Origin of the sequence: Paenibacillus sp. 32O-W (assembly GCF_007679495.1) — a bacterium.
Lineage (GTDB): Bacteria > Bacillota > Bacilli > Paenibacillales > NBRC-103111 > Paenibacillus_L > Paenibacillus_L residui.
This window is the reverse complement of the sequence record NZ_VEGP01000058.1, coordinates 1-19676: the sequence shown is the minus strand read 5'-3', so window position 1 is coordinate 19676 and position 19676 is coordinate 1. Positions and strand designations below refer to the sequence as shown.

General features: G+C 51.7%; 20 protein-coding genes and 1 pseudogene. 16 read left to right on the top strand and 5 right to left on the bottom strand.

From position 1 onward, the window contains the following. The first annotated feature begins 32 nt into the window (after positions 1-32). The 6 genes from galU (at position 33) to FS806_RS19335 (ending at position 4264) form a co-directional block, all read left to right on the top strand. On the top strand, positions 33-929 hold the full coding sequence (gene galU / locus FS806_RS19360) for a UTP--glucose-1-phosphate uridylyltransferase GalU (protein WP_144939945.1): 897 nt from the start codon (positions 33-35) through the stop codon (positions 927-929). Beyond that, positions 926-1891, top strand: a complete 966-nt coding sequence (locus FS806_RS19355) for an SDR family NAD(P)-dependent oxidoreductase (RefSeq protein WP_144939919.1) — start codon at positions 926-928, stop codon at positions 1889-1891. Before galU ends, FS806_RS19355 begins: the two co-directional genes overlap by 4 nt. Further along, a complete protein-coding gene (locus FS806_RS19350) occupies positions 1888-3267 on the top strand; it encodes a UDP-glucose dehydrogenase family protein (RefSeq protein WP_144939917.1) in 1380 nt (459 codons plus the stop codon). Before FS806_RS19355 ends, FS806_RS19350 begins: the two co-directional genes overlap by 4 nt. A gap of 81 nt (positions 3268-3348) precedes the next feature. Next, positions 3349-3636, top strand: coding sequence for a nucleoside-diphosphate sugar epimerase (locus tag FS806_RS19345; RefSeq protein ID WP_144939915.1), 288 nt, complete (start codon positions 3349-3351; stop codon positions 3634-3636). Positions 3637-3656: 20 nt separating this feature from the next. Then, positions 3657-3989 carry an alpha-helical endospore appendage domain-containing protein gene (locus FS806_RS19340; protein ID WP_144939913.1) on the top strand — a complete coding sequence of 111 codons (333 nt, stop codon included), beginning with the start codon at positions 3657-3659 and terminating at the stop codon, positions 3987-3989. Further along, complete coding sequence (locus FS806_RS19335; RefSeq protein ID WP_144939911.1) at positions 3986-4264, top strand: hypothetical protein; 279 nt, start codon at positions 3986-3988, stop codon at positions 4262-4264. The genes FS806_RS19340 and FS806_RS19335 overlap by 4 nt, the downstream gene beginning before the upstream one ends. Positions 4265-4267: 3 nt before the next feature. Here the strand turns inward: FS806_RS19335 and FS806_RS19330 are convergent, their stop codons facing one another. Continuing rightward, positions 4268-5248 (bottom strand): NAD(P)H-quinone oxidoreductase, encoded by a 981-nt coding sequence (locus FS806_RS19330; protein ID WP_144939909.1) that lies wholly within the window; start codon positions 5246-5248, stop codon positions 4268-4270. Between the two features lie 67 nt (positions 5249-5315). After that, positions 5316-6320 (bottom strand): ketoacyl-ACP synthase III, encoded by a 1005-nt coding sequence (locus tag FS806_RS19325; protein WP_144939907.1) that lies wholly within the window; start codon positions 6318-6320, stop codon positions 5316-5318. 228 nt (positions 6321-6548) lie between these two features. Between FS806_RS19325 and FS806_RS19320 the strand changes: the two genes are divergently transcribed. The 4 genes from FS806_RS19320 to FS806_RS19305 all read left to right on the top strand — a co-directional run bounded on the left by FS806_RS19320 (position 6549) and on the right by FS806_RS19305 (position 10374). Next, positions 6549-7193: a YhcN/YlaJ family sporulation lipoprotein gene (locus FS806_RS19320; RefSeq protein ID WP_144939905.1), complete on the top strand. Its 645-nt coding sequence runs from the start codon at positions 6549-6551 to the stop codon at positions 7191-7193. A gap of 120 nt (positions 7194-7313) precedes the next feature. Next, positions 7314-7538 (top strand): helix-turn-helix domain-containing protein, encoded by a 225-nt coding sequence (locus FS806_RS19315; RefSeq protein WP_144939903.1) that lies wholly within the window; start codon positions 7314-7316, stop codon positions 7536-7538. Positions 7539-8632: 1094 nt separating this feature from the next. After that, complete coding sequence (locus FS806_RS19310; RefSeq protein ID WP_144939901.1) at positions 8633-9376, top strand: class I SAM-dependent methyltransferase; 744 nt, start codon at positions 8633-8635, stop codon at positions 9374-9376. Continuing rightward, entirely contained in the window at positions 9373-10374 is a 1002-nt protein-coding gene (locus tag FS806_RS19305; protein ID WP_144939899.1) for an MBL fold metallo-hydrolase, read from the top strand. The genes FS806_RS19310 and FS806_RS19305 overlap by 4 nt, the downstream gene beginning before the upstream one ends. Before the next feature lie 34 nt (positions 10375-10408). Here the strand turns inward: FS806_RS19305 and FS806_RS19300 are convergent, their stop codons facing one another. Then, positions 10409-10960 carry a phosphatidylglycerophosphatase A family protein gene (locus tag FS806_RS19300; RefSeq protein WP_144939897.1) on the bottom strand — a complete coding sequence of 184 codons (552 nt, stop codon included), beginning with the start codon at positions 10958-10960 and terminating at the stop codon, positions 10409-10411. A gap of 181 nt (positions 10961-11141) precedes the next feature. On the opposite strand from FS806_RS19300, the gene FS806_RS19295 reads away from it, so the two are divergent. The 3 genes from FS806_RS19295 (at position 11142) to FS806_RS19285 (ending at position 13700) form a co-directional block, all read left to right on the top strand. Beyond that, positions 11142-12191 (top strand): GerMN domain-containing protein, encoded by a 1050-nt coding sequence (locus FS806_RS19295; RefSeq protein ID WP_144939895.1) that lies wholly within the window; start codon positions 11142-11144, stop codon positions 12189-12191. Positions 12192-12322: 131 nt separating this feature from the next. Further along, a complete protein-coding gene (rph, locus tag FS806_RS19290; protein WP_144939893.1) occupies positions 12323-13078 on the top strand; it encodes a ribonuclease PH in 756 nt (251 codons plus the stop codon). Next, positions 13065-13700 (top strand): XTP/dITP diphosphatase, encoded by a 636-nt coding sequence (locus tag FS806_RS19285; protein ID WP_144939891.1) that lies wholly within the window; start codon positions 13065-13067, stop codon positions 13698-13700. Before rph ends, FS806_RS19285 begins: the two co-directional genes overlap by 14 nt. Positions 13701-14133: 433 nt before the next feature. Here the strand turns inward: FS806_RS19285 and FS806_RS19280 are convergent, their stop codons facing one another. Further along, a complete protein-coding gene (locus FS806_RS19280) occupies positions 14134-14730 on the bottom strand; it encodes a biotin transporter BioY (protein ID WP_144939889.1) in 597 nt (198 codons plus the stop codon). A gap of 104 nt (positions 14731-14834) precedes the next feature. Here FS806_RS19280 and FS806_RS19275 point away from each other — a divergent pair, with 104 nt between their 5' ends. The 3 genes from FS806_RS19275 (at position 14835) to FS806_RS19265 (ending at position 18853) form a co-directional block, all read left to right on the top strand. Then, positions 14835-15716 (top strand): energy-coupling factor ABC transporter ATP-binding protein, encoded by an 882-nt coding sequence (locus FS806_RS19275; protein ID WP_186328439.1) that lies wholly within the window; start codon positions 14835-14837, stop codon positions 15714-15716. Next, positions 15700-17643, top strand: a complete 1944-nt coding sequence (locus FS806_RS19270) for an ATP-binding cassette domain-containing protein (protein ID WP_144939885.1) — start codon at positions 15700-15702, stop codon at positions 17641-17643. Before FS806_RS19275 ends, FS806_RS19270 begins: the two co-directional genes overlap by 17 nt. Before the next feature lie 157 nt (positions 17644-17800). After that, the gene (locus tag FS806_RS19265) at positions 17801-18853 is read left to right on the top strand and encodes a flavin-containing monooxygenase (RefSeq protein WP_144939943.1); all 1053 of its coding nucleotides are present in this window, start codon (positions 17801-17803) and stop codon (positions 18851-18853) included. A 496-nt stretch (positions 18854-19349) separates the two neighbouring features. On the opposite strand, the pseudogene FS806_RS26840 reads toward FS806_RS19265, so the two are convergent. Then, positions 19350-19676, bottom strand: a pseudogene (locus FS806_RS26840) (hypothetical protein); the annotation flags it as partial.

Below are 19676 nucleotides of genomic sequence, written 5' to 3'. Positions count from 1 at the left end.
GGATTGTGAGGAGGGATGAAGCTGTGGGAGCCATGGTCCGCAAAGCGGTCATTCCGGCGGCGGGTCTCGGGACCCGTTTTCTTCCGGCCACGATAGCGATGCCCAAGGAGATGCTGCCGATCGTCGATAAGCCGGCTATTCAATATATTATTGAGGAAGCGGCGGCCTCCGGCATCCAGGATATTATCGTTGTGACGGGCAAGAGCAAGCGTTCCATTGAGGATCATTTCGACCGTAATCTGGAGCTGGAGCTTCTGCTGGCGGAGCGCGGCAAGGATTCGTTATTGCATAAAGTAAGGGAAGTAGCACAATTAGCGGACCTCCATTATGTCAGGCAGAGGGAGGCAGTTGGTCTTGGGCATGCCATATGGTGTGCGCGGAAATTTATCGGGGATGAGCCGTTCGCGGTCCTGCTGGGAGATATGATCATAGATGCACCGGTTCCGTGCCTGAAGCAGTTGATCGATGTGTATGAGCAGCACGGACATTCCTGTCTGGGAGTGGAGCAGGTCCTGCCATCGGAAACGGAGAAGTACGGGATCATAGACGGAACACAGTGCGGGGAACGCCTCTATTCGGTAGATCGCTTGGTGGAGAAGCCCATGGAGAATCCGCCGACGAATTTGGCCATCTCGGGAAGATATATTTTGGAGCCGGACATTTTTCCAATTCTGGAACGAACCCAGAGAGATGCAGGGGGAGAAATTCAGTTAACCGATGCGCTGCAGATGCTGGCGAAGCATCATACGTTACTAGCTTATCAATACGAAGGAAGATTGTTTGACGTCGGGGATAAACTTGGATTTCTGAAGGCAACGGTGGAGTTTGCCGCCCGCAGGGAGCTGCTTGGAACGGAATTCCGCCATTTTCTGCGCAGGTTCGTTCTGCAGACGGAGGAAGAAGGCGACGGAAGAGGGGAGAACGGATGAAAGCAGTCGTAACGGGAGCGGCAGGCTTCCTGGGCTCGGAGCTTACCCGGCAATTGATCCGGGAAGGGTATCAGGTGATAGCCATCGATAATTTGAGCACCGGTCTAAGGGAACGTCTGCAGGAGCTGGAGGCGCATCCGTCCTTCCAGTTTATTAATGCGGATGTGTCTTCGCCGGAAATGGCCGACCTTGAGAACGTGCAGGGGGTAGAGGAGATTTATCATTTGGCCTCCCCTGCATCTCCCCGATTCTATCAAGCTTATCCGTTGGAGACAATTGCCGCAAATACGCTGGGAACGAAACGGATGCTCGATTTCGCACGAACTTGGAACGCCAAGCTGCTGTACACGAGTACAAGCGAGGTTTATGGGGATCCCGAGGTTCATCCCCAATCCGAGGAATACCGCGGGCATGTGACGACCATGGGTCCCAGAGCCTGTTATGACGAATCGAAGCGGCTGGGGGAAGTGTACTGTTATGAGTATTATTCGAGATGGGGAGTTCGGGTTGCCATCGCCCGGCTATTCAATACTTATTCGGCCGCTCTGCGTAACGATGACGGAAGGGTAATTTCCAACCTGGTTACGCAGGCGCTGACCTCACAGCCGATGACGGTATACGGGGATGGCAGTCAGACCCGCTCCTTCTGTTATATAGATGATACGATTCGCGGGCTTCGTTCCATGATGAGGGAGGCTGCGGCCGATGGAGAGGTCATAAATCTTGGAAATCCCGGGGAGATTTCCATTCTCGATTTGGCCCGGCTGATTCGGAAGCTGGCGGGATCGGATAGTCCGATTATCTTCCGGCCGCTTCCGAAGGACGATCCGAAGCAGCGAAATCCCCGTATCGATAAGGCGATTAAGCTGTTGAACTGGAGGCCGAGCGTCACATTAGAAGAAGGCCTCAGACGGACGATCGCCGCTTATCGCTCTGTCCTGTCCAAGGAGGGAGCGGAATGAAGATAGTCTGCATCGGAGCCGGTTATGTGGGCAGCGTAACTGCGGCTGCATTAGCGGCGTTAGGTTACAAGACAACGGTTGTGGATATGGACCGGATGAAGGTCGAACAGATAGCCTTGGGAAACAGCCCGATCTATGAGCCGGGGCTGGGGGAATTGATAAAGATGACAGCAGGGAGGACATTGTTCTCCTCGATGTCCTATGAAGCCGTCCGGGAGGCCGATGCTGTGTTTATCTGCGTCGGAACTCCCGCGGCTCCCGGGGGCTCGGCCGATTTGACTTATTACCGTCAAGCGGTATCCTCCATTGCACGGCATCTGGATCCCGCTAGGCTGACGGTGATTGTGAACAAATCGACTGTGCCCGTAGGTACGGCAGGGCTTGCGGTTTCCTTGCTGGAAGACGAAGGATGGGAGGCAGGCAGGCAAGTATCCGTCGTCAGCAATCCTGAATTTCTGCGCGAAGGCTTGGCCGTTGAGGATGTTTTCCATCCGGAAAGAATCGTCGTCGGGGTGAGCGACAGGCGGTCGGGCGAAATAATGCGAGACTTGTATCTCCCATTCATAGAGCGACGCTATCCCGAAGCCCTGCAGGCCTTCCTCAAGGATCATTATCCCCGGAACAAGACGCGGAGCGCATATATGGAGACCGATCCGCGGAGCGCCGAGCTGATCAAATATGCCTCCAACGCTTTCCTGGCGGTGAAAATAAGCTACATTAACGAAATTGCCCAGGTTTGCGAAGCGCTTGGAGCCAATGTCAGGGAAGTAGCGCGGGGAATGGGGTTGGATTCGCGGATCGGCAGCCGGTTTCTGCAGGCATCCAGCGGGTGGAGTGGAAGCTGCTTCCCGAAGGATACGTCCGAGCTGCTGGCTACGAGCGCCAAATATGGCTGCGAGCTGACGGTAGTGCGAGCGGCCGTAGAAGCCAATCAGGCGATGCATCGTTACGTGGTCGCCAAGATCCGCCGCCGGCTGAGAAGTTTGTACGGCAAGACGGTAGGGATCCTGGGTTTGACCTTCAAGCCGGATACCGATGACGCGCGGATAACCCAGGCGGCTTCTATTATCCGGCAGCTGGCGGAGCTTGGGGCGGATATTAAAGCCCATGATCCCCAAGGCATTCCCATGTTCCGGAGAGTGAACCCCGATTTGCCTGTCCGGTACTGCACATCGTTAGAGGAAACGGCGGACCGTTCGGATGCACTCGTCCTTCTAACCCATTGGCAAGAGTACATCGAACCGGATTGGGAGCAGATTCGTTCCCGGATGAGGGGAAGCTATCTGCTGGATACCCGGAATGTATGGGATGCCGGTCAATTAAGGGAGATGGGCTTTCAGTATGAAGGAATCGGGCTTGGGGATTCGTCGGAATAGGGCTGTTGTTACGTAAAAGTCGTTTAACCTTTACAGAAGTACTATCATAAGATAATGGTGTGAGAATAAGGGGGGATCGGTATGCAATCTCGAGTGACCGCCATAATCGAGCATATGGCCAAATCACACGGAGAACTGGCGGATATTATCGAATCTGCCCGTTATATTACGGTCAACATGGCTCAGGTGATTGAGGCCATTCCCGATGTTCAGATGAATTTTCAGGGAGTGGAGGCCGTAACCCAGCATTCTCTTGGAGTAACCAAAAATTTGACCTCCTATCTTAACATATTAGCTGATCTACAGGAGGCTATCGCGGATAATTTAACCGTTGTGATGAAAGAAATAGAACCGGCGGGCGAGGAATAAGGTCCAAGGAGGGGAGCGTATTGGAGAGGTCGGACTCTTACTTGTATATGCTGGATTCTACGGCCAAGATGCAGCATAACATCTCGGTAATGCTGGAAGCGAAGGCCGTTGAAGCGGAAAAGTCCAGAAAGTGGATTAATCAGCATATTCATCCTTCGTATTTCGAAGAGGATCATGAATCCCAAGTGAAGCTTTCTCTTGAATTTCATGAACAGGTGGTTGATTTGCTGAGTGGAATGACCAAGCTTGAAATGGGGCTGGCCCGAAATTTGCGCATTATACTGGGCCATGAAGGGAATGAGCAGCCCGCATTCGGGGGAGGATTTTTTGACATGGGCGGTAACGGACAATGACTTTTCTGGAAAAGAAAAACGAGCTTAAGCTGAATATTCTGGAATCGCTGGTCCGCAGCCAGGGGGCGGTAGCAGCCATGCTGGAAGGCTTGGCCGAAACGGCCCGTTGGACGGGCGGGGATACCGAACTGGCGGAGAAATATTTGAAGGAAATTGCCGGCTACCAGCGAGTGCTCGCGGAAAGGCTGCTTACTCTGAAAGTCCGCGAGGTGTATAGAGGCAAGCCGGCATCCCCCTGGCTTGCCTCGGAATGTATGTGCCGCAGAGATTCGTGAAGGCTACCACGGGGTGCGCAGCACGATTTTACCGATATTTTCGTTGCGCTCCATTCGCTCATGGGCCTCGTTAACCTGCTCCAGCTCCCAGACGGAATCGATGACAGGCTGCATTCGTCCTTCCGCGAAGCGGCGGGAGGCGAATTCGTTAAATTGCCGGGTGAGCTCGATTTTTTCCGTTACCGGACGGGAGCGAAGAGTCGAGCCGATCAGCTGAATTCTGCGCATCAACAGCCGGTTTAAATCGAGATTTTGAATATGGCTTCCGCCCATGAGGCCGATTAGAACAAGGCGGCCATTGACGGCAAGGCAATCGAGATTCTGCTCGAAGTAGGAGGCTCCAATCAAATCCAGAATCAGGTCGACGCCTAGTCCCCCGGTAGCCTCCTTAACTTGGGGAGCGAAGGGTCCCTCCTTATAGTTGATCGCTTTGTGGGCTCCAAGCCGAAGACAAGCCTCTAATTTCTCAGGGCTCCCCGCCGTGACGATCGACACGGCGCCCGCCTCCCGGACAAGCTGAATGGCTGCGCTGCCGACACCGCTAGCTCCCGCATGAATCAGTACGGTGCTGCCTTCCCTTAAGCCTCCCAGCATAAACAGGTTCAAGTAGGCTGTCAGGAAGACCTCGGGTACGGCCGCCGCTTGTTCATAGCTCCACCCGTCGGGAATCGGCATGGCCATTCCTGCAGGAATGCTGACCTTCTCCGCGTACCCGCCCCCCGGCAGCAGGGCGAATACCCGGTCACCCGGCTTCCAATCCTTGACGCTGCCGCCTACTTGCACCACTTCTCCGGCCATCTCCAGCCCCAGGATAGGGGAGGCTCCCTTAGGCGGAGGGTATAAGCCCCTCTTTTGCATCAGATCCGCGCGGTTTAACGCCGTTGCTTTCACCTGGACGATCAGACCGTCTGCTTCAAGAACAGGATCCTCCCATTCCCGGATTTTCAAGAGACGAGTTTCGGGATCCAACCATACAGCTTTCATTGCTTTCCTCCTGTTTAAGCTTATTGAAGCCTAATCATTATCTTTCAACTATTCTACCCTTCCTTCCTTATTTCGCAAACTTAACAGGAAGTCCTCCCCATCGGATCAACAGGCCTGCTTGGACAAGCCCGCCGCCAAAGCCGTACAGCATTACGCGGTCACCGGGCTTTATTTTGCCGTCCCTTACCGCTTGGTCCCAAGCAAGAGGGATGGTGGCCGCGGAGGTGTTGCCGTAATGGACAAGGCTGTACAAAGTTCTGTCCATCGGGAATCCGCTCTTCTCGCAGATGGATTCAATCATTCGCAGGTTGGCGCTGTGCGGAATGAACCAATCCACATCCTCAAGCTCAAGTCCGCTGTTCTCTGCTACTTTCCGCATCCCGGCAGGAACAGTGGTAACCGCCCATTTGTACACTTCGCGTCCGTTCTGGACGAACAATCCGGAATCCTTGAGCGGATTACCGTTAAGGTTCTTCGCCAGGCCCGTTCGGTAAACAAGAGAGCCTCCATTTCCGTCCGTATCAAAATGATAACCGAGAAAGCCGGATTCCGGCTGTCTCTCAACAAGCGCTGCGCCTGCTCCGTCTCCAAACAGGATACATGTGGTCCGGTCAGTATAATCGGTAATTTTAGACATGGTGTCTCCAGCGACGACCAAAATTTTGCGATGCATTCCGGAGCGGATCATTGTATCCGCCAGGTGCAGCCCATAGACAAATCCGGCGCAGGTGGCATTCAAGTCCATGGCTCCAGCCTGTTCAATGCCGAAACGGCTCTGCAGCATGGAGGATACCATAGGGAAAGGCAGATCGGGTGTATGGGTGCAGGCGATAATGAAATCGCAATCCCGGACTTCCTTATTATACTGCTTCATCATATGTGCCACTGCATTAGCACACAGGTGGCTCGTAAACTGATCCTCGGAAGCTATCCTGCGTTCCTTGATTCCCGTTCTCTGCACAATCCATTCATCGCTTGTGTCGATCATTTGTTCCAACGCCTTATTATCAAGAATTCGTTCCGGGACGCTGCTTCCGATGGCCGTAACGGCAGCATGATGGGACATGATCATCGCTCCTTTTTCTCTACATTAATTTGAAATTCCAACCTTTATTGGGACCAACTATTATCACTAGGTACTAATATTAGGTTACAAAAAAATCACACCATCGTCAATTTCTTTTTAAAGCGTCCCCGGTTTACCTTCCACTCGCCAGACATAATTAAGCATATTTTTCCGCTGAATGCACAAACTACGAACGACTATTAAGTCTAAACACCATATGAAGGGGCTGATAAAGTGAATCTATATCCTGTTAAAAAAGTGGCGCTGACCCTCGTTCTGGTTTCGGCTGCGGCTGTGTTAAGCTTAACCGGCTGCGGAGCAGAGACCAGACAAGGAGCGACTCCGATTAACCAAAGGGGACTGGATCAAGCTAATCCGTATGGAGAGAATCGGGTGGGGGACGGAACGATCCCCAATGCGACGACGACTCCGTACAATACTAACGACCGGGTGATGGAAAGAAGCCGGATCAATGCCAATTCCACGATGGAGATGAGCCAACAAGTCGCCGATGCCGTCGCTTCCTTGGATGAGGTGGAGACCGCCAATGTGCTCATTACCGATAACAATGCCTATGTAGCCGTAAACCTGCATACGGGCTCCTCAGTAGCGAACACCGATCAGGCCAACCCGTCCATCATTGGAGACGTCACTCCGGAAGTGAAGCAAAAAATAGCCGATAAAGTTAAGTCGGTGAACGCCAATGTTAAGGACGTTTATGTTTCGGCCAATCCGGATTTTGTCGAGCGGATGAATGTATACGCGAAGGATTTTCAGGAAGGCCGTCCCTTGAGCGGTTTCGTGAAAGAATTCAGCACGATGGTCGAGCGTATTTTTCCAACGAGAGTGACTACCGATCAACCGGCTGTGACGCCTTAACGGTCGCCTATTTTTAGGGAACAAAGCACCAACATTGCTAGCCTTTCATAGTATAAATTTGACTGTATCCCTTTACCTTGTAACTTATATAAATCCCGAGCAAGGAGGGGTGACACATCTATGAAGGGCAGCGATCATAAGAGCAAGTTTTTGTTAACTCACCGTGAACGAGAAGTCTTTGAACTGCTGGTCCAGGATAAAACGACCAAGGATATCGCGCAGCAGCTGTTTATCAGCGAGAAAACTGTGCGAAATCATATATCGAATGTCATGCAAAAATTAAATGTTAAAGGTCGTTCACAAGCGGTAGTTGAGCTCATTAAGCTAGGGGAAATAAAAATTTAAGGGCAAGCCATGCAAGGCGGTTTCGGCCAGAAGCCTTTCCTTCTGTTCTCCCGTTCCGGGGGGGAGAGCAAGGGGAAGGCTTTAATTTGTCCGATTTTCGAGAGTATAGCAGCCTGACCTCCTCTTTTCGTTTGGCGCGACTTCAACTCCTAAACCCCCCCTCGAGCATAAGCTAACAGCAGAACTTTATCCAAAACGAGTATGACCCTAAGGGAAAAAGAAATGTGCTCCGATGTCATTCCATTTTACCTTTTCCGATTACCTCTCCATCGCGATTCCGATTGGTTCCCCCGATGCCTTCGGACTATTATCCCCCTGCCTCAGAACAGGTTGAACATTCCGGATTCCAGGATCCCGATTGGTTTTCCCGATGCCTTTGGACATTATCCCCTTGCCTCAGAAAAGGATGAACGTTCCGGATTCCATCGATTCCGAATGGTTTCCCCGAGTCGACCTTTGGACAATTATCCCCTTGCCTCAGAACAGGATGAGTACTTCGGATTCCATCGATTCGAAATGGTTTCCCCGAGTCCTTTGGACATTATCCCTTTGTCTCAGGACAGGATGGGCACTTCGGATTCTATCGGCCGGGCTCCAAACAGCGTTCATAATTAATACAGATAACCCGAAATAGTCTGCTCCCCACAGGTAGCCACAACCAATATTCTCCCCAGAACATTCTGAACGAATGGGATAACCGTCAAAAGACCCGAGAATGAGACGATTCAACATGAGCGTTACTGAGCAAATGGGATAACAGTCAAAGGGGCGATGAAGGAGGTACAGGTCTAAGTACAAGAGCTACTGAGTGAACGGGGATAGCGACCGAAAGGACAAAGAACGAGGGACTGAGAAACTGAGTAATTCCGGATAACCGTCAAAAGACCCGAGAATGAGACGATTCAACATGAGCGTTTCTGAGCAAATGGGATAACAGCCAAAGGGTGGTTTGGAAAAGGAAGGACGAAATTCGTGAACGAAGAGTAGGGCGATCAGTGCAGGCTTTTGGGAGAGAGGCAAATCTCGTTGCCGGGGCTGAAGATTAACGGTACAATAAAAGGTAAAACCTACTGGAAAGTACAGGAGAATGTAACATGACAGAATGGTATGAAAAAAGCTTCGGGGAAGATTATTTAATGGTTTACAAGCACAGAGACATGCAGGAGGCCCGGGAGGAGGTCGGACGAATGATCGGCTGGCTGGACCTGGAGCCGGGGGCTTCCGTATTTGATCTGTGCTGCGGAATGGGGCGTCACTCCTTGGCTCTGGCCGATCTGGGATTCCGCGTGACCGGTATGGATTTGTCCGAGGCACTGCTCCGTGAGGCGAAACGCCGGGACACGGAAGGCCGCATTGACTGGCTGCAGGGAGATATGAGAGAGGTGCCGGCAGACGGGGGCTACGATGCTGTTGTCAACTGGTTTACCTCCTTCGGCTATTTTAATGATGACCGGGAGAATACCAAGGTGCTTGGCGAGATTAGCCGTTTGCTGGTGTCGGGCGGGCGATTTCTGATCGATTATTTGAACGCGGAGCATGTCGCCCTTAATCTGGTTCCGCATTCCGTGCGGGAAGAAGCGGGATTAATCATCGATGAGAGAAGAACGATCGAGGATGGATATGTGCGCAAACAAATCACCATCTCCGAATCCGGGCGCAGGGACCGGAGTTATATGGAACAGGTCAAGCTTTACCGGCTCGAGGATTTTGACCTCATGTGTAAGGAAGCCGGACTGATGATCCAACAAGTCTACGGGGACTACCAAGGGGCGGACTATGATGAGAAAACCTCTCCTCGGCTGATCATGATCGGGCGGAAAGCAGGAAGTGGCCGATGAGCCGTATAGATGATCTCTTAGCGATGGACCCGCCCGAGCCTGGAATGCCGATTCGGGTGAAAGTACCTCTTCCCTTCCCCCTTAGATGGGTTAACAGCTATCTGGTTCGGGGACGTGACGGCTATACTTTGATTGATCCCGGTTTACATACCCCCGAAGCGGAGCAGGTGTGGGAGGAAGCATTAAGGAAGTACGGAATAGGCTACGGCGATATTGAGCGGATCGTTCTGACCCATCATCACCCCGACCATTACGGGTTGGCCGGATGGTTTCAGGAGCAGAGCGGGGCTCCCGTATGGATTTCGGAGGAAGGTCAACGGCAGGCGGAACGGATGTGGTCCGGTAGCTTCCCGATGAACGGACAAATTTATGATTTGTTTATTCATCATGGAATGGATGAGGACACAGCGGCCAAGCTTCACGGGCATTTCGAAAGCTTCCTTCCGCTCGTCCATCCCATGCCGGCTCAAGTAAGCTTTTATAACCTTGAGCAACCGTTCCTTATAGGGACACGGAGTTGTGAAATGATTCATACCCCCGGCCATGCTTACGGCCATGTCTGCTTTTATGACCGGGAGCGGCAAGAAATGTTCTGCGGTGATCATGTTCTGCCGAGAATCTCTCCCAATGTCAGCTTCATTCCCGACACGGAGGATAATCCTCTGCACTCTTACCTGAACAGCTTGTCTGAAATGAACAGGTACGAAGTGAGATGGGCTTACCCCGGTCATCGGGATCCTTTCGATTCGTTCGCTGAAAGGGCAGTGACCTTGATCAAGCATCATGAAGAACGTCTTGCGGAGATGGAGGAGCGCTTGCGGAGTACGTTAACGGTCTATCAGCTGTGCCGCGAGGTCTTCGGAGAGCGGCTGACGATGCACCAGCTTCGCTTCGCCATGGCTGAAACGCTGGCTCATGTTATATATTTGCACAGGGCCGAGCGTGTAGCCGAGCAGACGCAAGACGGCATCCATCTATATACAAGCAGCAAAAAATAAGTCTGGGAAGGCGTGTCCCCAGACTTATTTTTTGCTATATTTCCGATCCGTCCGAAGGCTCCGCCTGTTGGGCGTTCTTCTCCTCCGCAATCTTCTGTTTATTATGGGCGATGCTGCTTGCAGCGGACGCTGCGATCGCTCCGACGATATCATCGAGGAACGTATGGACCATCGGGCCGCCCTTTTTGTTCAGTTTGCCGATGATTCCCGGCTTCACTTTATCCAAATATCCGAAATTGGTAAAGCCGATACTTCCGTATACGTTGACAATGGATAAAGCCAGCACTTCATCGCAGCCATACAAGCCTTCATCATTCTCAATCATATCCTGCAGAGGGGAGAACAGCTTGCCCTGATCCGCTAATAAATCCAGCTGGATTCCAGTCAGCACGGCATTCTGAACTTCCCGCTTGGCCAGCACTTTCTCCACACTTGCCAAGCATTCCTCCAAAGTCAAATCGCTATAATATCCTTGCTGAAGATACATAACCAGTTCCGCGATGTCCGTCCTTTGCACGCCCCGTTTATGAAGCCAGTCATTCATGGCTTGCTCTACTTTCCGGCTGTCCAGACTGTATTTTTTCATAACCGGATCCCCCTTCCTCTAGTTCCTTTTCTATCGATTTCGGCACTATAGTCCATTAAGGCTGCCAGGGCCGCCTTCTTCCGGAAACACGTTTTACTATTGTGGACAAAAAGTAGTTATAAAATGCGGGACAGCTCGTATACATATTACTACATTAACCACACTGGAGGAGGTAAAAACAATGGCCGTAACGAAAGGGGTGCGCAGGGCTGCCATTACTGGAGCCATCATCTTGCTGGTCACGGGTTGTTCCGCTAACAAGTCGGAAGAGAGCCAATTTATAGATCCGCCGCCGGTTAGCGCCGAAGAGATGATGAACCGGACGGTTAACGAAACGGCAGCTCAGGAACAGGCCGGTAATACGTTCAGGGCAACTTTATATTTCAAGGATGACAAAGGGTTTGTCGCGCCGATCAGCTTGAATCTTCCCTGGGAGGAAGGGATTGCAAGAAAATCGCTTGAGTACATGGTGGAAGGCGGACCAGGAGAGGCGCTTCTTCCCGAAGGCTTCTCCGCTCTGCTTCCGGCAGGAACGCAAATGACGGTAAATATCGATCAGGAAACCAAGACGGCTTCAGTAGATTTCAATAAATCGTTCCAAAATTATAAGAAAGAGGATGAGCGCAAGCTGCTGGAGGCCATTACTTGGACGCTGACCGGATTCCCGACGGTTGAGCAGGTGGAATTGAGCATCAACGGCAACCCGCTAACGGAAATGCCGGTCGATCACACTCCGATCAATGGGGCTCTGAGCCGGGATCTGGGCATCAATATGGAGGTCGCAAGCGGGGTCAATCTTGGCCGCTCGACTCCGGTCACTCTCTATTTCCTGAAAAAAGCATCCGACGATTTCACCTACTTCGTCCCTGTGACACGTATGGTAGACCGGACAGACAACATCGTTCAGGCCGCCGTGGAGGAGTTGATTAAAGGCCCGGGTGCCAATAAAGGAATGCTGCCGGTGCTGTCCGCCTCAGCCAAGGTGTTGGAAGTGGAGAACTCGGAGGATAACGAGCTCGTAACGATTAATTTTGATGCCAGTTTGTTGAATGAAAACGACAAGACGACTCCCGAAGCGGTCAATTCGATCGTTCTGTCGGTCACTGAAAATACGGGAGCCAGCCAGGTTCAGATTCTGGTCGATGGCGAAGCCAAGGTCAGTGCAACCGACGATCAAAACTATGCAAAGCCGGTCAGTCGTCCTGCCCACGTCAATGATCTGAAGATGTAATGATGCGGCGAAAAGGGGAGTTCGGGCTTCCTTTTTCGCCTTCGGATGATTTTCCTCATAGGCTTTGGTAAAATGAGGTATACTCTAATTGTGTAATTGTGCTATCTAGCAAGCTTAGGAGGACTTCATGAATGAGAATTGACGGAAGACAGTACGACCAACTTAGACCCCTGTCTCTGACTCCCCATTATGTTAAATATGCGGAAGGATCTGTGCTCATAAGTGTCGGAGAGACGAAAGTGCTCTGCAACGCTACCGTAGAGGACAGGGTTCCTCCGTTTATGAAAGGGCAGGGCAAGGGCTGGATAAATGCCGAGTATTCGATGCTCCCGAGAGCAACCCAGGTCCGTAACCAGCGGGAATCGGTGAAGGGCAAGCTGGGCGGCCGGACGATGGAAATCCAGAGGCTGATCGGGCGTGCTCTGCGCTCGGTCGTTGATTTGGAGCGTTTGGGTGAGCGAACCATTACGCTGGACTGCGACGTCATCCAAGCGGATGGGGGCACCAGGACGACCTCAATTACCGGAGCTTTTGTCGCTATGGCCATAGCGGTTGATAAATTGTTCAAGAACCAAGCATTATCCGCTTACCCGATAACTGATTTTCTGGCTTCGGTCAGTGTGGGGATCGTCAACCAGCAGGTTTGCCTGGATTTAAACTATGCTGAGGATTCCTCGGCCAAGGTAGATATGAATGTGGTGATGACGGGCTCCGGCAAATTCGTAGAAATTCAAGGGACCGGGGAAGAGGCCCCATTCTCCAGAACCGAATTGGATGGGCTGCTTGCAGTGTCCGAAGCCGGAATCCGGCAGCTGATCGAAGAACAGAAGAAGGTGCTGGGCGATATCGCCTCCCGCATCGGGGTGGGAAATCATGCAACCAGTTAAAGAAAAGACCTTGGTCATCGCCACCGGCAATCCCGGCAAGGTTAGGGAGTTTGCCAACTGGTTTCAACCGCTGGGATGGACGGTGCGGAGCCTGGCCGATTACGACCGGCTGCCCGACATTGTTGAAGATGGTGAAACGTTTGCCGATAACGCCTGGATTAAGGCAAGCACCATAGCGGACGTTCTCCGGATTCCTGTCTTGGCGGACGATTCGGGCCTATGCGTCGATGCTTTAGACGGTGCCCCCGGTGTATATTCGGCGCGTTATTCCGGAGAGAATGCATCGGATAGCGCCAATAACGCCAAGCTGTTGTCCGAGCTGAATAAGCTTGCAGCCGAAGCATCCCCGGGAGACGGGCATCCCGAATGCCTCAGTGAAGCCAGCTTCGTCTGTGCGCTTGTGCTTTACGATCCCGCCACAGACACGAAGCATCAGGCGGAAGGACGCGTGCCGGGTTATATTCTGAAGCAAGCCAGAGGGGATGGGGGATTCGGTTACGATCCCTTGTTCTACTTGCCGGAATATCATTGCTCCATGGCGGAATTGTCCCTCGATGAGAAAAACCGGATCAGCCATCGGGCCAGAGCATTGCAGAGCTTATTCGAGCAATTGAAAAAATAAAGCATGAACTCGCCGATGATCATTTTTACACTCCAAAGAGTGCAGCAGCAACAAGAATATCAAGGCTGGTTCCACTTTAGGTGCCTGCCCGCCGTTCAGCGAGAAAGGTCGGCTTACGGACGATCATGGTTCCGCCCAGGGTGTTAAAGCCCGGGCGGTTTTTTTTGTGGATTCAGTTTCTGTCTCGTACTTTGATCGATGTAACATTTCAAGCTTCTTCCATTCGGCGATCGGTCTCTCCCATTTCTTCGAACATAGCGGAAGAACTCGCCATAGGAATTGGCTGCAGATGCTTTTCTCATAAAAATATGCATAAACCAGAAAGTTCATGTCTGTCCATGCTACAAAACCCTTTCGGCCCTCAGCCGGCCACCTCCAAGCTGCATTCCAACCGTTTATTGACACTGGTGGAAAGCGCTGAACGGGAAGCAGATCAGGGCTCCCGACGAATGATGTGGCTGTTGCCTTCTGTGAGCCTGGAGGCGGGGAATATTTTTCGCACCGGCAGTACAATAAGAGCAGCTGCGAATGCTTTGATAGCATCACCTGGCAGGTAAGGGTAGCAGCCGATCGCGAGCGCTTTGCCGAAAGATATTTTACTTGAATAAGCAAGCCAAGGGATACCCGTAACGTACAGCAAAAGCGAACCGAATGCGAACATAACTACGAAGATCAGGATGAATGCGGCCACACCTCTTCCCTGAATTCGGTTGACAAAGAAACCTATAAGCAAAGCGGATATCGGATATGCCCATATAAAACCGCCGGTGGGCCCAAAGATCAGTCCCGGACCTCCCGCTCCGTGCAGCAGTGGAAAACCGAGGGTGGTTAACACAACTACCGTCCCGATACTTATCAATCCATAGCGGGCGCCGAGGATGGCACCTGCCAGCATTACGGCGAAATTTTGCAGAGTAATGGGTACAGGGGAAAAACCGGTGTAAATTGTTACAAAACTGAGGACGACCAATAAAGCAGCGAACATTGCGCTGAAGGTCAACCCGCGAACCGTAACGGCCGAAGTTTTCATTGCATATTCTCCTTTCATTTGTTAACCTTGTTTATGTATTTAATGGTTAACAATTCGCATTTTATCACAAAGACTACATATGGAAAAGAGGTTCCGGGAAAATCGTGGAATCGGTGGACGAGAAGTTTTTGCTAGAAGGAGCATCGGTATATTTTCGAAAAGGGAGCGGAAGTCATGAAGTGCTCTCCAACATTCATATCTCCATCTCTAAAGGAGAATGGATCGGGATTGTTGGGCGCAATGGCAGCGGAAAGAGCACTCTGGCTAAAGTTCTATCCGGTAGCTGTCCTCTTTCGGCGGGTACGATAAAGCAGGGATGGGTCAACGGAAGGCGGATAGGAATGATCGGGCAGCAGCCGGATGCGCAAATCGTCGGCGAAACTCTATACGAGGATGTTTGTTTTCTTATGGAAAATGAGGCCGTAGAGCCTGCAAAAATGCCGGACAAAGCAGAGCAGGCGCTCAGCCGTGTTGGTTTGAATTTGCCTCTCGACCATCCGGTTGGAGAGCTATCCGGAGGGCAGAAGCAGCTGCTGGCTGTAGCCGGCTGGTTGGTTACGGATACGGCTGTGCTTGTCTTTGACGAAGCGACAGCCATGCTCGATCCGGCTTCCCGGCTTAATGTGCTTCATATTGCGCAAGAGCTTAAGCGAGCGGGGACGACCATCATCTGGATTACCCAATGGATGGAGGAGCTGGCCTGGGCGGATCGGGTAGTAGCGCTGGACCGCGGGAAGCTTGTGTTCGATGGGACAGTCCCCTCCTTTTTCTACGGAGAAGATGTGACAGCGCAAGACAGAGACAGAAGCCGGGAAAATCATTCGCATGCGGATGACGTTACCCCCTGTCAGCGACTAGGGTATGAGCAGCCGTATGCCGTACAAGTGGCCCGGTCCTTGCGGAAGCGGAACATTCGCCTTCCTTCGTGGCCTGTAACTGTGGAACAACTTGGCGAGGCGGTGGACAATTATGGATCTACGGCTTGAAGGCATCGGCGTTACTTCGCCGAAGCATAAGGAGACATGGCTGCTCAGGGAAGTTACGTCAACCTTGCACAGCGGATCTCTAACTTTGCTGGTAGGACGTACAGGCGCCGGAAAATCAACGCTGCTGGATATTGTGGCCGGATTGACGGAGCCATCGGAAGGGACGATAGCGTTAGGGGGAGAGCCTTTCTGGAATAGGGGCCGGATAAGCCGGGACATTCTCCGCAGAAGCGCCCTGGTATTTCAAAGCCCCGAGCAGCAGCTATTCGCCAGGACCGTTCTGCAGGAGTTCAAATATTCGTTGAAACCGCTCCGCCTGTCACCGGAGGAAGAAAAGCGAAGGATAGCCCAGGCGCTTTCGATAGTTGGCCTTTCCGAAGAGCTTCTGGGAGAAAATCCGTTAACGCTTAGCGGGGGGCAGAAGCGAAGAGTTGCTCTGGCTACAGCCTTTGCCTGCCGCCCGGAGTGGCTCCTGCTGGATGAACCGACCGCAGGCCTGGATGGGGAAGGGCTGGGATCGTTTGCCCGTTACATTGAAACGTGGAAGAGAGAAACCGGTGCCGGAATAGTACTGGCTACGCATGATCTGGATACTTTCCTCCCTATGGCGGATTTTGTATGGATTATCAATGACGGAACGGTATCCGCGACAGTACCCGGCGAGGAATTGCTGCGCCGCCCGGAGCTGCTGCTGGAGGCTGGCTTGCTGCCGCCGGACGGGCTGCGGGCGGCCGAGCTGCTGAAGCGGCAGGGGCTTAAGCTGCCGTCAGGCTGGCTTGCGCCGGAGCAACTGGCCGCCGCAATCGCGCTTGCTCTTCATGCGCGGGCAGGAAGCGACGCCGCCGCGCAGGAAAACGGCCCGTCGCCGATAGCCGGTGCCACTGAGCAAGAGTATGACCCGGCACTGATAGTGGGTCCTACCGCGCAAAACGGCCTTGCGCAAGGAGATAGCACCATCGCACAAGGCAAAAGTAATGCATCTGTAGTCGGCACTACCGTACAAGGCACCAATAATGCATCTGTAGTCGGCACTACCGGGCGAGGCAAAAAGCCCATGCCGGGAGTCGGCAATGACCCGCGTGTCGCCAAGCCTTTTCCGGCTGCAACGGAAGCTTCCCGGGAAACGGCAAGCGTGACGAAGCCGGCCGCCGGGGCCCCGGTCAAGAGCTGGCTGCAAAGCTGCGATCCCCGTTCCATATGGGTCGTATATATGTTAATATCCGTAGGGATCTTGCTGCAGCGCTCTTGGGCGGGGGTTGCCGCCGGGTTAATCATTACGGCTGCCGCGCTGGCTGGGGCAAAAGCCGGGTGGAGGCCTGTCCGCCGACTGGCTTCAGGCTTTTTACTGTTTATGGTCCTCTCTTCCGTTGTGGCCGGGTTACGGCTATCCGTGCATGGAACTGATGGATTTCATCTGTCCATCGGCTTTTCCATGCAGGCTGCTCAGCAAACAATGCTGCAGCTTTCCCGAATCTGGTGCCTGCTGCTGATCGGAGCCCTGCTCCCCTTGGCTGTCGGCTCCATGAGAATGAAGCAGGGATTGGAGCAAGGTTTGTCCTTCTTGAAACGTATCCGGCTTCCGGTGGAAGCCTTGGCTCTGTCCGTTGCTCTGGTCTTTCGATTTATTCCTCTAATTTTCTCGGAATGGGAACGCTTCTCCAGAATTGCAAGAGCAAGAGCGAAATCCGGGAGCAAGCCCGGACGAATAGCCTTGCGTGAACTACCCGCAGTTCTTATCCCCTTGCTTGCCTCTTTGCTTCATTTGGCTGATCAATTTTCATCGGCGATGGAGATTAGAGGATACACCGGAACCGGGATGAAGCGCACTTCCGGTGTTATGCTGAAAATAGAGGCGAAGGATTGGACTTTCATCGCTTGCGGCCTGTTCATATTCGCCATGCTTTTCCTCATCCGGCTATGGAGTTAACAAACATACAATCCTGCGAGCAAGAGCCGCAGGATTTATTTTTGCCGGTAATCCATACATACTTCAGTCCATTGACAAAAACTATATAAAATATATAATTGTATATGATCATATGTTCATATTTAAATATACTCTTTGAAAGAGGGTCATGAAAATGTTGAAAAGAGATGTGGATGTTCTTGTTATTGGAGCGGGACAAGCTGGACTTGCTGCGGGATATTTTTTACAACAAACCGGCATCTCCTATTTAATCATAGACAAAAACGAGGAAATAGGGGCAGTTTGGAAATCAAGATACGATTCTCTGGTTTTATTTACTCCGAGACACTACAGCTCCTTGCCCGGGTTAGCAATGACAGAAGAGGGGAATGGTTACCCAAGCAAAGATGAGGAGGCTCGATATTTACAAACTTATGCCAACAGGTTTTCTCTCAATATACAGCTAAATACGGAACTTATTCGTTTACAGCAGGACGGTTCCGGGTTCCGTTGTTGGACTGCTTCCGGAGTCATTCAGGCAAGAAGGATCATAGTCGCCACAGGCCCTTTTCAACGCCCTTATGTTCCCGACTTTTCTCAGGAAGTTCCGATGTCCGTTAGGCAGTTGCATTCCGCCTCTTACCGTAATTCAACCCAATTGCAGGAAGGCACCGTCCTTGTTGTCGGCGGAGGAAACTCGGGGGCACAAATCGCTGCAGAATTAGCAGGGGAGAGAGAAGTTTATTTATCGGTGGGTCATCGAATGAAATTCCTTCCGCTTCAGTGGTTGGGAAAAAGCGTCTTTTGGTGGCTGGATAAGCTGGGCCTATTGAGAGCGGATGGAAATTTATTCTGGGGACGAAAGCTTCGGCGGATGGAAGACCCGGTATTCGGAAGCCCCATCCCCCAGTTGATCCGAACCGGACAAGTCCGCATGAAACCAAGGGCAGTAAGGATTAGTTCTGGAAAAATTGAGTTTGAAGATGGTACGAAGTTGAGCCCGGATAACGTCATTTGGGCAACCGGCTTCCGTCCGGATTATTCATGGCTGGAGATACCCGGGGTATTAGACGAGAATGGTCGTCCGGTCCATAGCCGGGGGGTTAGTACAACGGTTCCAAATCTATATTATGTAGGATTACCTTGGCAATATAATCGCGCCTCCGCCTTGTTAACCGGGGTTGGGAGTGATGCAGAATATATCGTTACTCATTTGCGAACTAATATGTGATACGTTTGCATACTAGTCTGTCAACCATTGTCTGGTTTCGCGAAACTGGGTAAGATCGGTATCTCCATGCACCGCGCTTGTTCCTTTTCAAAGTGCAACTCATTCTCTTTAACCATACCTTTTGTTGAATTCTTTGCCCAGAAATATTACATATATCCCTTCTCGCAAGCTTCTGACTGTTATCCCCTTCGCTCAGAAAATAAACGGCGCGACGTTCTGTTAGATAGTAACCATCAACGACCCCAACTAACCAAACTAACCCAACCATTGCAACTTTGGCATTTCGTCAGAAATATCCCAAGATCAAATGTGCAACATTAATAAAAGAATAAATTTACATACTTATGAAAACTAACTATATCCCCCTGACCACACATAAAAGCTCTGAATGCACATCAAACCCTGACTACACATAAAAGCTCTGAATGCACATAAACCAATCCCACCCCTATGATCAAACCGAGTCATGGGGGATAGGATACTCTCTTTTCGATGTTTATGGCCTTTCCATCGATGTCCTTAAACAAGCACGGGCGAGATGATCAAAAATTGGGACGTTCTGCAATTGTAAATTCAGACGAAAACAGAATTCATCTAGGTAATGCTGTAAATATTTCGGTCCGATCCCGTTAAATACTCGATTGGTCCACGCTCTCGCTTTGCGCAAATAATTCCGCAGGAAAGGAACGCGTTGATAATGGTAGCGTCTCGTCTCGATATCCACATCGAGTGCATCCGGGCTGACATGCTCCTTGATGAAGTGCTCGCCCGCAGACCGATAGATTCTGCCATCCTCCATATCTTCCGGACGAACGGTTTTGAT